The sequence below is a fragment of the Westiellopsis prolifica IICB1 genome, assembly GCF_004323185.1.
Lineage (GTDB): Bacteria > Cyanobacteriota > Cyanobacteriia > Cyanobacteriales > Nostocaceae > Pelatocladus > Pelatocladus prolificus_A.
On the sequence record NZ_NAPS01000001.1, the window covers coordinates 2,938,956 to 2,952,580 of the forward strand.

A 13,625-nucleotide genomic window follows, 5' to 3' on the forward strand; every position below is an offset into this window, starting at 1 on the left:
GGGCATTGGGCATGAATCAGTTAACAGTTTAATTTGATAACTGATAACTGATAACTGATAACTGACAAGTCTCCCCACACTCCCCACACTCCCTTGCTCTGTCCCCGCTCCCGATTTATGCTCCTTCCACAGCCGCGACGATACCAAATAAAATGAACAAAAATCCGCCAACAATGGTGAGTGTTTTTTCAGAAATTCTTCCGGCTAACATTCTGCCACCAATGACAGCGATCGCAGCACAAATGGCATGTCCTAAAATTGCACCTGTTGTCACCCCAACAGGATTATTTGCTGCTGCTAAAGCAATAGTGGCAAATTGTGTGCGATCGCCCCACTCTGCTATAAATGTTAAAGTAAAAGCTTCTAATACAATTGCCCAAATTGTTTTTTGCTTTTTCATCTGCTTTTCGGCTTGAGCAACTGCGGTTTTTGCTTCTTCTACAACTTCCGTATCGCAGGTAGAATCAGGCATTTTACTACCTTGGTACAACAGCTTTAAACCAAAGGCAATAAATAAAATTATCTCGCCGTAATAAATGTAAACTTTTGGCAGCAAGGCCACTGCTTGTCCTACTACAACAGACAGTACTGTCATCGCCGCTAAAGCTGCTGTCACACCCGCAAATACAAGTCGCCGTGAGTGCTGCATAGACAAAATCACGGCGATAAAAAACGTTTTATCACCCAACTCTGAAACTGTAATTAGTAATAAACCTGCGGTGAAAGCTGTTAGCACTCTCTCAAGCTCCTGACGATTCGTTTACTCGTATGTGAAGCTCAATGAGACTAGCGAGACCTCACCGAGCTTCACACTTTACCTTTTGTGTGAACTCAGTGAAGGTCTCGCTTCCAACTAGCTTATTGCTTGATTGTCATCTAAACCAGGCTCATCGCCAGTATGTTGATTTAGATGGGCTGGCTGATTTTTTTGCCAGCAGCTACTCCCCTTCTTAATTTATAAGTAATTATACATCTATCTGAAGTTGTAGTAAAGGAATTTATGGAGGATTGGGGATTGGGAAAAACAAGTCAAAAGCCAAAAACTTCTTAATTTTTAATTGATTTGTTCCCTCCTAGCGTTCAGCTCACAAAGCTGCTAGTCTGAATTGTCAAGGTTACTTTTGAGTCAAAGTCACTATATATATTCTTAAGTTATTTATGTCTATTACGATCGCTCTCAATTCTGACTCTATTCACAACTTAGATTTATCTGCTGTAACAACAGTCATTGAGCAATTGCTGCAAGAAGGAGCGATCGCATCCTATGAACAGCAGTTACAATTTGATATTGATTATCCTCAACAAGAAGGCGACCCGCGAGAACTCCCTGAAATACCAGAAGTGCGGTTGTGGTTTGTTCGCCTCGATGCTCGCTATCCTTGGTTACCATTTTTACTTGACTGGAAAATGGGAGAATTCGCGCGCTATACAGCTATGTTAGTACCGCATCAATTCAGCGCCAAAGAAGGAATTCAGTACAATCCAGAAGCTTTGGAAATCTTTTTGATGCATAAAATCTTTATTTTAAGTGACTGGTTCAAACAAAACAATATACCTAGCCAATCACGTCTGCAATCAATGGCTCAAATGCTCGGTTATGAATTAGACGATACTTTTTTTGCGATGTTTGAATAATAGCTAATAGTTAATTAGTACAGAATGCGAGAAATTAGACACTTCTGCAACAAGATTCAAATCCTTAGCAATGATCAATAACTATTGTACAGACGCGATGAATCGCGTCTCTAGACCAATGACCAATGTCGTTCAGTGTCTCGACCAATTTAGGTCATTTGACATATTAAATCTAAAGCAGCACTAAAAGCATATTCTACAGCTTTAGATTTGCTGGGTAAGGCTGCTTGCCATAATCGGTAATCATTATATTCTATTATTAAATTTGCAATCTCATTAATCCTAATATTTTTTAAGAGATCATACTGATGTAATTCAAAATCTTTGATTGTTCCACCTTTATCTAAAACTTTTCGCCCCAGTTGAATAAAATTATTTATTACAGTTTTCATATATTTTTTACCATCACCTTTGGCAAATAAAGATGAGGAATTAAATGCTTGAAATTCTTCTAAAAGCAAATTAGCTATTGCTCTACCTGTAAAATTATCCCAATAAGTAGGAAGATGAACATCTAAATATTCATTTTCGTTAAATTTATATTTAAGATACTCATGAATACTTGTAGCATTTTGAACTATTTTATGACCAGCTAACAATTTATATAAATAATTGATACTTGTATCAACAAATTTGTCTTGGAATACCTTTTCTTCTGTCTCTTCACATTCATACACAAGATAAGTCCAAATACCTGATTTTATTCCCTCGCTACTCACTGATTGGTAAAAACTAATTGTCCCATCTTCTTCACACTCGAAATAAGCGCTTTTTGTATTTACCACTTGACTTTCATATTTACTGTTACACAAGCAGACCATTTTTCTAAAAATGCCTGTGATATGATGGGGCTGGCTTTCTACTTGAATATAACGTTTACCATTGCTAGTAAAGCCATGTAAATTAATTGCCATTTGTTTTCCTTTTAAAAATTTCATGACATTCTTGGTGGATGTCCTTGCTAATTCGCAAGATTTTAAAGTAAAGGAACACACATAATGGCGTGTTAGATCCACCCAAAAGCTAATCACACCAGGTAATTTATAAGACTATAAATCGTTAAAGGGATGAAATTTTATCTTTTGTGGAACTCAATTCGTATAAACCAATATTTATTTGAATCTCAACCTTGGTTTTTAATGACTTAATTTCATTAAGATACATCATAAATTATATAAGTTCATTAGGTTTTTTACTCAAAATTCTTCGTTTAGCAAATATCTGCTTAATAACAGCAATATCTCAAAAAAATTTATCTACGAAGTAATAACAAAACTTTTTTAGTCAGTAATAAATGAATTTTATTCATGGTGTTATCTAATACTAAATATGTAATTTTTTTCACACAAAATACTTTCTAGTAAACGTCGTTACTAGCTATCCAAATAGGGAGTTATTTAATAACCCGTATATTCAATATTTATAAACTGTGGTAGATGAGATACACATTTATAAATGCATCTAAATAAATATTTCCCCATAATGTATTCAACATATCAGGTTCTAGAAAAAAAAACAGTTGTTTAGGTAACTCTTATACCGTAACTATTTTCAAAAAATAAGTTGCTTATTATACAATATAAATATCTTGTATGCGGTTTACAACTAAATTTGTATGTTTTTATGTAATGAAAATTACTTCACTAAGAGTTGAGTAAGATAAAGAATATGAAACCCCTTCCGCTTGTCGGGGAAAATCAACAGGCAGAAAGGGGGTTCAAATTACTACAACAATTTAAGGTAATGGGACTGGAATGCTAACCGCCCCAGATTTTTTCCAAAATGAGTTTGGATGAAATATCTGCAATTTTGCCTGTAGGGGATTTGATAGCAATAAATTTATCGCTTTTGGGCAACAATTTAGCTGGATCTGTAGAACCGAACAAGGCAATAGTATAGGTCTGCACAGCAACGGCAAGCTGTACGATCGCACTATCGGTACACAGTAATAAATTTGCTCCCGTGATCATTGCTGCTAACTTGCCTATATTATCTGGGGAAGTAATTTTGATGCTAGGTATAGACTGTTTGAGTCTAGCCACAAACTCTTGTTGACCGGGTTCTTGAACTACCACTACGGGTATATCTGGTTGCTTTTGTTGGCAATCTTGAATGATGTGCAACCAATTTTCGGCATGGTATGTTCTATCTTGACCTTTATTTGGTGGTAACTCATTTACACCATCGTGAATCAAAATATAACCACTTTCTTTAACTCCCAACCTTAATTGCTCTTTGTCTGCCCAATCAATATCTGATTTAGGCACATTCACAGCTAATTCTGGACAAGGAGACTTAAGACCTAACTCTTGTAGCAAAGTGTGATACACATAAGCAGCGTATTGTTCTTGCCTCAGAGGTAGGGTGTTAGTCAGAAAAGCTGCTCCCTTACCTTTGTAGCCAATACGTATGGGGATTCCAGTCAACCACAGTAAAAGACCCATTAACCAGCTTTGTGTCAGGGTAATAGCGGCATCGTATTCGCGATCGCGAAGTATACCTACTAAGTTAGCCCAATCAGCCAAACTGTTACGGTCTTTATAATCAAATATCAGTACATCGTTAACTGACTTACTCACCCGGTAAGCAGCCTTTGACCGGGGTTCCACAACGACATCTATCTGAGCGTCAGGATAATTACGCTTCAGGTCGTCTAGTGTCGGAAAGAATAGAATTTGGTCGCTTATTCCACCAGGTACAAGGGCTACTATTCGCATAATATTAATTTACGCCTACTCGCTCCTTATTTTAGGGGAAGATAGGGACTAGAAAAGTCAAAAGTCAAAAGTTAAAACTTAAAAAAACCTGTGCATTTATTAATCCCTGCTGCTGGAAGTGGACGAAGGATGGGGAGTAATCGTAATAAACTCCTCTTGCAAGTGCGCGCGCGGCCGATTATTGCTTGGACGCTCTTAGCTGCACAAGCATCAGATGAGATTAGCTGGATAGGAATTATCTCCCAACCTATTGATTGGCAAGACTTTAAGCAAATTATCGCTGATTTGCAGCTCACTAAACCTGTGGAGTTAATTCAGGGTGGTTCCACCCGTCAAGAATCTGTTTACAATGGGTTGCAATCGTTGCCGGCCAATGCTTTACAAGTGTTGATTCATGATGGAGCAAGATGTCTCGCTACCCCAGATTTACTCAATCGATGTGCCGAAGCAATTCGGCAATGTCCTGGTTTAATAGCAGCTGTGCCAGTCAAAGATACCATTAAAGTCGTAGATGAAAATGGCATAATTCAGAGTACACCAGACCGAAGCCAACTTTGGGCAGCACAGACTCCCCAAGGCTTTGATGTGAAGTTGCTAAAAGAGTGTCATGCTGAAGGTGTTGCCCAGGGCTGGGAAGTGACTGACGATGCTGCTTTGTTTGAAAAATGTGGTTATCAAGTGCAAATTGTTCAAGGAGAGGAAACAAATTTAAAAGTAACTACCCCACAAGATTTAGCGATCGCAGAATTTATCTTTAAAACCAGATTTGGTGAGGAGTAGGGATCGGGGAGCGGGGAGCGGGGATTGGGAACAGACTTGTCAAATAATTCTCCCCACTCTCCCTACTCTCCCCACTCTCCCTATTCTCCCTTGTCCCCAACTCCCAATCGCTATTTTCATGCTTGGTGATGAAACTTATTTCATTGGGACTGCCTTTTAGGCTTAAGGAGTGTCAATATAGAACGTCAGGTGCTACAACAAAGAAAACTCTTAAGAACACACTGGTTTCTCTTGACTATTGACTATTGATCAATGAATGCAGCGACAAAAATAGAAGCAATTCTTTATTTGAAGAGTAAACCCTTGTCAATCAGCGAAATTGCTGATTATGCAGCGTGCGATCGCGCGACTGCTGAAGAAGGTATTATCGAGCTGATTGACGATTATGCTCGTCGTGATAGCGCCCTAGAAGTCGTAGAAACCGCAAATGGTTACTGTTTGCAACTGCGGTCTGATTTTCAATATTTAGTACAAACTCTCATACCAGTAGAATTGGGGGTGGGTGCATTGCGGACTTTAGCAGCGATCGCCTTGAATAGTCCTATGCTACAAACTGACTTAATTAACCTGCGTGGTTCCGGAGCATATCAACACGTCCAAGAACTAGTGGAACTTGGTTTTGTCAAGAAACGCCGAGATAATGACTCTCGCTCTTATTCACTTCAGGTAACACCAAAATTTCATCAATATTTCCAGATCGAACAACTTCCTTCACCATTTTATACTCCACAACAGCAGCGACAATTGGAGCTGAAACTAGAATCCGTCTCGGAAATAGAGTAGGTCATCCAATGCGTGGATGCGTGGATGCGTGGATTTTCGATTTATTCGGAGGATTTATCCGCTTTTTTGTACCCTGTTCTGAATTATCGGTCAGGTATTGAGGATCGGGGACAAATCAATTAAAAATTAAAAATGAAGAACTCTTTGGCTTTTGACTTATTTGCGCCAATCCCCGATCTTTTTTCCCTAATTTGGTAAATATACTCATCATTTTGTTCAGTCTGAGCATTTTTCTCATTTACAACTTGATACATATAAATTTAACCTCTGAAGAAACTTACCTACAGAGGTTGAATTTTTATTATTTAGTTAATTGACACCTTGCGCTTTATAGGGTATGGCGAATATAATTCACTTTTACACCCCTTATTTATCCATTACCACAAGTAAAAGGGAATTTCGTCCACCAGAGTGTTTCTGGAAAGCCTTCTTTTTACCGGAATTAACTTCGGTAGACTTGAGGTTTATATCAGTAGGATGAAAATAAAGATTTAGGTTAGTCAAAAAATCCCCATAAAAGAATATGGGCAAAATACTAAACACTTGTTATCTTTCTTAATATAGATAGACAAACAAGTGCAAGGTATAACAGACTAGCTTAATTTACTCTCCGGAGCTTACGTCATTTACCTAAACTTTGTACTTATTTTTCAGGAGCCAATTATGGACAAGCCTATTGAGTTGACTTTAGAACAGCAATTCAGCATCCGCTCTTTTGCTACTCAGGTGCAAAACATGAGCCATGATCAAGCGAAAGACTTTTTAGTCAAGCTCTACGAACAAATGGTTGTAAGGGAGGCAACTTACAAAGAATTACTTAAACATCAGTGGGGGTTAGATTCAGGTTCTAGCTGGGCAGCATAGAATCCTGAGTCGCGGTAGGCGACCTCCTTCTCTTGCTAGGTTCCACCAAGGGAAAAGAGCTGGGGATGTCGGGGCGTCAACTTCGATGAAAAAATTAACTTTTAAAGCGTACAAAACTACAAAGTCACTAGTCAAACCAGAGCTATACATGGATAAGTTTTTACTCTTGTTCTGACTGAATATAGACAAAACTTATACAATGAATTTCTAAATTTCCTTTGTACAAATTCTGTCTGACCATGTTACATTCTCAAAAAAATATACAACAAAGAGCTTATTTAGCAGCAATTGTTGTGATTTTTTAATTTGTGATAGCACCAATTGAATGATTTTAAAAGTCAACTGGGTTTGTATATTTAGTAGATAGTTTCAGCCATGAAACTTTTTCTCTCTACATAGAGGAATGAATTACAGCCCATACTCTACAGAGATAACCACATACAGCCCAAAGCAACTTATTTTTTTAGTTTATATCTTTACTATTTATATTTCTTATAAGCTTATTTTGCAACTCCTAAACAATTTTTCTTAACAATAATTAATATTATCTCTATTCATACAGCAAATAGATAGATATAAGTCAAATCGCTCCAGTTTCTTCCTTCTGTTCAAATTAGCCTGATAGATCAAAGGTTAAATCTGTATCAATAGCTTGTAATTTTGTTAAGATTTGAGGCTTTATCTTTTCGTACTCTAACTTAAGTAAATTTTTACTAAGTTGGGGATTGTTAGATGATGCTAATGAATTGCTCATTGTGAGCCACTTTTGGAGCCTTTGACGTTGAGCAGAAGCAATAGTCGAGATTATGATGTGAGTACAATGATTTGGTGCTTCTATTGCAAATAATAGTAGACGGTAGTAACCATCCTGCGCTAACAAGCGAATGATTTCTTGAGCAACGTTTGTTTTGAGATCAACGTAACAAGGTAGCCATTTAGAACCATGCTTGTGATTATAGAGGACAGTAATCCACAACAGCATCGGATGAGGAGAAGGGACGAAAAGAAATTGGTTGTAACGAGTACAGACTAAACGCTTGTAAATTTCTGCTTGCGGTAGCATTATCCACAAAGCAGGTTTGAGTTCTCCATTTAGACGAATAGACTGAGTAAAAACGATATTGGCAATAGGTTTATTTTCAGGCCAGGAAGCTTGTTTTGTAATTTCATGACTTAATGAAGATACAGAGGAATCATTACCAAATTTGTGATCAACCCCAGCTTTTATTGGTTGAGGATGGATAATAGCAGGTAAATTAGTGCTTTTTTCTTGAGTACATGTAAAATCAAGCTGTTCAAGAGATGTTAAAACTTTGAGAATTTCACCGATATTTTGAGGGCGCGCGCTTGGTGACTTAGCCAAACAACTGATCACCAAATTTTCTAGTTGCTTTGGTAACTTTAATGTAGGCGCAACTTCAGCAAAAGTCCGTGGTGCTTGGGTTTGGTGTGCTTTGTACCATGCTCCAAAAGAATGATTTGATACAACTAAAGGCATTTTTCCTGTGAGCATTTCAAACATCATCACACCCAAACTATAAATATCAGAGCGGTTGTCTAGATTTTTACCCTCCATTTGCTCAGGTGAAGAATAAGCTAGAGTTCCTAAATAGTAGTTTGTACTATTGCTATCTGCCTGTAATAATTTAGCAATACCAAAATCCAGTATTTTGACTAATTCTCCAAAGCTAGTGTCTTGAACTACTAATATATTGCTGGGCTTAATATCACGATGGATAATCGGGTAAATTTTGCCATCAACTGGAATACCACCATGAGCGCACTGTAACCCTAAACTAATTTGACGTGCCAAGCTTAAGAATCTTGGTAAAGAATAGTCTTGTTTATGAATCACATGGTTTAGACCTTTACCTTGTAAATATTCCATCACGTAGAACGGAGTATTATGCTCGTCTACACCGTAGTCCATCACCCGAACAATATGAATACTTTTTTGTCCCAACAAAGCACAGGTTTTTGCTTCTCGTTCAAAGCGCTGTTGCAATTGCATTTTTTGATTTTGAACTGACAAAGCGAGAAACTTGACAGCAACAGGTACACCCCCCAACAGAACGTCCTTCGCGCCATAAACTCGACCCATTGCTCCGCTTCCAATTAACTCTTTAAGCTGATAGCGGTTACTGAGTAAACGACCAATATTGGGGTCTGACATACAAAATTTGATTCCAATTATTTGAGGGTGCGATGTCGTTGCTCATGAAATCCATCGAACTCACGTTACCTTTACCTTCGCTTTTACAAAAAGCCTTGGTACTATTCTTTACCTAGTTTGCCCACTTTCGACCCAGTTCATTAACCTTGGATGCAAAAATTGGAGACAAAGCCTTGAAAAGACCCGGAGGGTGAAAGACGCAGTGATGCGAAGGATATATCAACCTTATTCCTTTTGTCTCCCCTGTAACCAATGACCAATGATAAATAAGCTGATGTGCGCTTAGATTAAATATTCTTGCGTTAGGACTGTCCAGGGTCAACAGTCCAAAGTCCAAGCTAGTCTTTGACTCTGGACTGTTGACTTTTGACAACCTGCTCGCAAAATATACAATTTAAATGCATAACAGCTTAACTATCTAAAATTTACTTCTCCTAACAGCACTCGTTGACTTGCTCCGGTGACGGTTGGTAAATTACCGGGGAAATCTAATTGTCGCCAGTAGGCTAAGATAGCAAAGGCGATCGCTTCTTTGAAATCTGCACTGAATCCCACTTCATCTGTTGTTAGAACTGGTACTGTTTCTAAAAGCTGCTGTAAGCGGTTTTTCAAATAGAGATTGCGACTACCACCACCGCACAAAAAGACTTTTTGTGGGATTTCAGGCAAAAAGGTGCGGTAATTGTGAACAATGGAAGCAGCTGTTAGTTCTGTGAGGGTTGCTAGTAAATCTGCTGAATTAAGTTGGTATGTTTCTGCATCTTTTATACATTCTTGCAGATAATCAACACCAAATAATTCTCGACCTGTTGACTTTGGCGGTGGCAAATGAAAGTACTCTTGTTGTAGCCAATGTTCAACTAGAGGGTGACAAGGAGTACCAGTAGCAGCCCAGGAGCCGTTTTCATCATAGGTTTTCGTCCCATTTGTTAAATAGTTTACTGCCAAATCTAATAGGCTATTTCCTGGGCCTGTATCCCAACCACGAATCTTTTCTAACCAGTGATCTCGTCGAGGAGGTAAATAAGTCAGATTACCAATACCACCTATGTTTTGGATGCAACGTGCTTCTTGAGGATGACTGAATAAAGCTGCATCTACGGGTGGTACAAGGGGCGCACCTTGACCACCAGCAGCAATATCTGCTACACGGAAGTTACTTATAGTTGTGATGTTTGTTAATTGAGCAATGACAGCACCGCGACCAAGTTGGAGAGTGTAACCAAGACCCCGACTGTGGGGTGGCTGATGGTAAACGGTTTGACCGTGAGAGCCAATTAAGCTAGCTGGTTGGCGATCGCTCTGAATATTTTGTGCTGCTTGAGCAAAAGCAGTTGCGATCGCATCATCCAATTCTGCCAATTCTGCCATTGAGATCGCTTCACCAGCACAAACAGCTAAAATACGTTCTCTAAGATCATCTTGGTAGGGATATGTTGCTGCGGCTATCAATTCTACTTGTAAATCAAAGCCTGTACCAGAAATATCTACTAAAGCAGCATCTATACCATCTACAGATGTGCCACTGATTAAACCGATAACGTGAGTCATAAATAATAGGTGGAACTTTGTTGATTGAAATGAGAAACCCGATTTCTTGTATGAAATCGGGTTAAAATTATGATGAATTTATGGTAACTGATAAGTAGTTTAGTGCTTTATTGAGTGTTAAAGCACTGCGTACAAACACTGTAAATTTGCTTTGACAGAGCCTTTTATACAGGAATTTTAGTTTCAGTTTCCAGTTTAGCCAGTCTTTCGGCGAGAAGTTTTTCTAAGGTTTCTAATGCTTTTGTGAAACCTTTGATACCTTCATCTAACTTATCTGATGCCATACGGTCATTTGTGTGCATCTGATCAAAGGTAGCTTTGTCTATGGAAATCTTGTCGATTGCCATTCCTGCTGCTTTGCTAGCATCAAGTTTACGAGGTAGTTCTCCGATTGTGGCTTGCAACTCACCCAGGAGCGCTGGAGAAATGGTCAGCAAATCACAACCTGCCAATTCAGTAATTTCACCGATATTACGGAAACTAGCCCCCATGACTTCGGTTTTGTAACCAAATTTCTTGTAGTAGTTGTAGATTGTCGTGACAGACAATACTCCTGGATCTTCGGCTGAGGGGTAACTATCTCGTCCGGTTTCTTTTTTGTACCAGTCAAGAATGCGTCCGACGAAGGGGGAAATCAGGGTAACACCTGCTTCTGCACAGGCGATCGCTTGATGAAGACCAAACAGCAAGGTCAGATTGCAGTGGATTCCTTCTTTTTCCAAAATTTCAGCTGCACGAATACCTTCCCAAGTGGAAGCAATTTTAATCAAAATACGTTGGCGAGAAACTCCAGCCGCTTCGTATTGAGCAATCAACTCTCGTGCTTTGGTGACAGTAGCTTCTGTATCGTAAGATAAGCGCGCATCCACTTCTGTGGAAACTCGACCAGGGATAATTTGCAGAATCTTCAATCCAAAGGACACCGCTAAACGGTCAAATGCCAAAGAAACTACTTGAGCTTGAGATGCACCAGAACCAAGGTCTTTTTTTGCTTGCAGTAATGTTTGATCAACTATTTCTTGATATTCCGGCATTTGGGCCGCTGCTGTAATCAAGGAAGGGTTGGTAGTCGCATCTTGGGGCTTGAATTTTTCAATTGCTTGAATGTCTCCAGTATCTGCGACCACAACGGTCATTTCTCGCAATTGTTCTAGTAAATTCTTTGACATGGTTTACCTCTCAATTTTGTTTTTCCAGGACTTATTATGATTGGGTTGTAGTGGTCTTGATAGCTGAGTTGATGGCAATGGTTAATTGGTAATGGAAAATTAATAGAATTTTGATTACTTATTACCAATTACACCAAAAGAATTTGGCAAAAGTCCTGAATCAATACCCTCCAGCCCTATTCTAGGCAAGTTCTGTCGAGATTGATTGTGTGATTGTATGCAGTTTTTTTAAATCATTTTGCATTTTTCGTCATGAACGGATATTTCCAACCCTACTCACCATCAACATTTGAACAAATTTTGACTATTGTAATACTTGTATAACTGAATATTTAAATCACAAATTCTTCAGCTTTTTTTCAGTATTGGCACTGAAAAACAGACTATTTTTTAGTTTAATCACAAGAGATTTTATATAATTTAATGATTGTTAATAAACATAAAAATATAATTTATTAGGACTTACGCAGGTGTCACAAAAAATCAGATTTTTTTTTGTAGTAAGCACTTTAGCGCTTATTTTGAGGACTAAAGTCCTCACTACGAACTTAAAATAATATGCCAGTTGCGTAAGTCCTATTTATATTTGTACGATTCGAGGTTCTTCAGATGTGCGATCGCACAAACATTTACATTTCTACAAAATAGGGAATTGAAAATTGTCAATTCCCTATGCTTGCTTAAACAGCTACTGCAACGCCTTGCAAAATTCCTTCTGTTTGTGCCATAGATAACATGAGGTCAATAACTCGATTAGAATAGCCCCACTCGTTGTCGTACCATGCCACAACCTTGAAAAAATTGGAATTCAGTTCAATTCCAGCGCCAGCATCAAAGATGCTAGAGTGGATATCTCCCTGAAAATCTGTAGAAACTACTTCCTCATCGGTGTAGCCCAATATACCTTTTAATTCACCTGTTGCTGCTGCTTTCATCGCTGCACAGATTTCCTGATAGCTAGTAGCTTTAGCAGTTTTGAAGGTTAAATCAACCACAGAAACATCAGGAGTCGGAACCCGGAACGCCATACCAGTTAATTTACCTTTTAATTCCGGTAAGACTAACGCTACAGCTTTTGCTGCTCCGGTAGAAGAGGGAATAATATTTTGTGCCGCACCACGACCACCACGCCAATCTTTTTTGGAAGGGCCATCTACTGTGGGTTGAGTAGCAGTCATGGCGTGGACTGTGGTCATCAATCCTTCAGTCAAACCAAAGTTATCGTTGATGACTTTAGCGATAGGAGCCAAGCAGTTAGTAGTACAGCTAGCATTAGATACTACGGTATCTTTAGCAGGATCAAATAGCTGATGATTGACACCCATTAACAAGGTTTTGACTCGGTCTGGATCTTTAGTAGGCGCGGAAATTACCACTCGCTTGGCTCCAGCTTGCAGGTGGTTCGCAGCTCCTTCATAGTTGGTAAACAGTCCTGTAGATTCAACTACATAATCTGCACCCAGTTTACCCCAAGGTAATTCTGCTGGATTCCGAATCGATACGCAAGGAACAAAATGCCCATCTACAATGATGCCATTATCCTTTGCCTCAACCTTACCCTTATACATCCCGTGGGTAGAGTCATACTTCAACAGGTAAGCAAGGTTATCTGGTGGTACAAGGTCGTTAATACCCACAAACTCAATGTTGGGGTTCGTGATTCCAGCACGAAATACCAAACGCCCGATCCGACCAAACCCATTGATACCAACTTTTAACTTAGCCAAGATTTTACCTCCTATTCTGGGAAGTTGAACAAAGGAGAAATGAAAGCAAATGACATATTACTGTTTGCTTTTTCGATCCTGACAGTCTGATTTGGCGATCGCCCATTTACTTGGCATCTTTTAAGGTTTAGTCTGGGCATTGGACATTGGGCATTGGGCATTGGGAAGAGACTTGTCAAATAATTCTCCCCACACTTCCCCCACTTCCCACACATCCAACACTCCC

11 protein-coding genes are annotated in these 13,625 nt (G+C 38.9%); 4 read left to right on the plus strand and 7 right to left on the minus strand.

Annotated features, from left to right (window positions below):
* Window positions 1-115: 115 nt before the first annotated feature.
* Window positions 116-736, minus strand: coding sequence for a TMEM165/GDT1 family protein (locus B4U84_RS12150; RefSeq protein ID WP_131118117.1), 621 nt, complete (start codon window positions 734-736; stop codon window positions 116-118).
* A 422-nt stretch (window positions 737-1,158) separates the two neighbouring features.
* On the opposite strand from B4U84_RS12150, the gene B4U84_RS12155 reads away from it, so the two are divergent.
* Window positions 1,159-1,635 carry a CRR6 family NdhI maturation factor gene (locus B4U84_RS12155; RefSeq protein WP_131118119.1) on the plus strand — a complete coding sequence of 159 codons (477 nt, stop codon included), beginning with the start codon at window positions 1,159-1,161 and terminating at the stop codon, window positions 1,633-1,635.
* A 149-nt stretch (window positions 1,636-1,784) separates the two neighbouring features.
* Here the strand turns inward: B4U84_RS12155 and B4U84_RS12160 are convergent, their stop codons facing one another.
* Both B4U84_RS12160 and B4U84_RS12165 read right to left on the minus strand, forming a co-directional pair.
* The gene (locus B4U84_RS12160; protein WP_207390929.1) at window positions 1,785-2,573 is read right to left on the minus strand and encodes a hypothetical protein; all 789 of its coding nucleotides are present in this window, start codon (window positions 2,571-2,573) and stop codon (window positions 1,785-1,787) included.
* Window positions 2,574-3,392: 819 nt separating this feature from the next.
* Entirely contained in the window at window positions 3,393-4,352 is a 960-nt protein-coding gene (locus tag B4U84_RS12165) for a glycosyltransferase family 9 protein (protein ID WP_131118121.1), read from the minus strand.
* 90 nt (window positions 4,353-4,442) lie between these two features.
* Here B4U84_RS12165 and ispD point away from each other — a divergent pair, with 90 nt between their 5' ends.
* The 3 genes from ispD (at window position 4,443) to B4U84_RS12180 (ending at window position 6,779) form a co-directional block, all read left to right on the plus strand.
* Window positions 4,443-5,132, plus strand: coding sequence for a 2-C-methyl-D-erythritol 4-phosphate cytidylyltransferase (gene ispD / locus B4U84_RS12170; protein WP_131118126.1), 690 nt, complete (start codon window positions 4,443-4,445; stop codon window positions 5,130-5,132).
* A gap of 252 nt (window positions 5,133-5,384) precedes the next feature.
* Complete coding sequence (gene scpB, locus B4U84_RS12175; protein ID WP_017313056.1) at window positions 5,385-5,915, plus strand: SMC-Scp complex subunit ScpB; 531 nt, start codon at window positions 5,385-5,387, stop codon at window positions 5,913-5,915.
* A 663-nt stretch (window positions 5,916-6,578) separates the two neighbouring features.
* Window positions 6,579-6,779, plus strand: a complete 201-nt coding sequence (locus B4U84_RS12180) for an NblA/ycf18 family protein (RefSeq protein ID WP_009455637.1) — start codon at window positions 6,579-6,581, stop codon at window positions 6,777-6,779.
* A gap of 613 nt (window positions 6,780-7,392) precedes the next feature.
* On the opposite strand, the gene B4U84_RS12185 is transcribed toward B4U84_RS12180, so the two are convergent.
* The 4 genes from B4U84_RS12185 to gap form a co-directional block, all read right to left on the minus strand.
* Complete coding sequence (locus B4U84_RS12185) at window positions 7,393-8,952, minus strand: serine/threonine-protein kinase (RefSeq protein WP_131118129.1); 1,560 nt, start codon at window positions 8,950-8,952, stop codon at window positions 7,393-7,395.
* A gap of 414 nt (window positions 8,953-9,366) precedes the next feature.
* Window positions 9,367-10,503, minus strand: a complete 1,137-nt coding sequence (locus B4U84_RS12190) for an anhydro-N-acetylmuramic acid kinase (RefSeq protein ID WP_131118132.1) — start codon at window positions 10,501-10,503, stop codon at window positions 9,367-9,369.
* 164 nt (window positions 10,504-10,667) lie between these two features.
* On the minus strand, window positions 10,668-11,672 hold the full coding sequence (locus B4U84_RS12195) for a transaldolase (protein ID WP_131118135.1): 1,005 nt from the start codon (window positions 11,670-11,672) through the stop codon (window positions 10,668-10,670).
* A 680-nt stretch (window positions 11,673-12,352) separates the two neighbouring features.
* Entirely contained in the window at window positions 12,353-13,399 is a 1,047-nt protein-coding gene (gene gap / locus B4U84_RS12200; protein WP_131118138.1) for a type I glyceraldehyde-3-phosphate dehydrogenase, read from the minus strand.
* Between the last annotated feature and the right edge of the window lie 226 nt (window positions 13,400-13,625).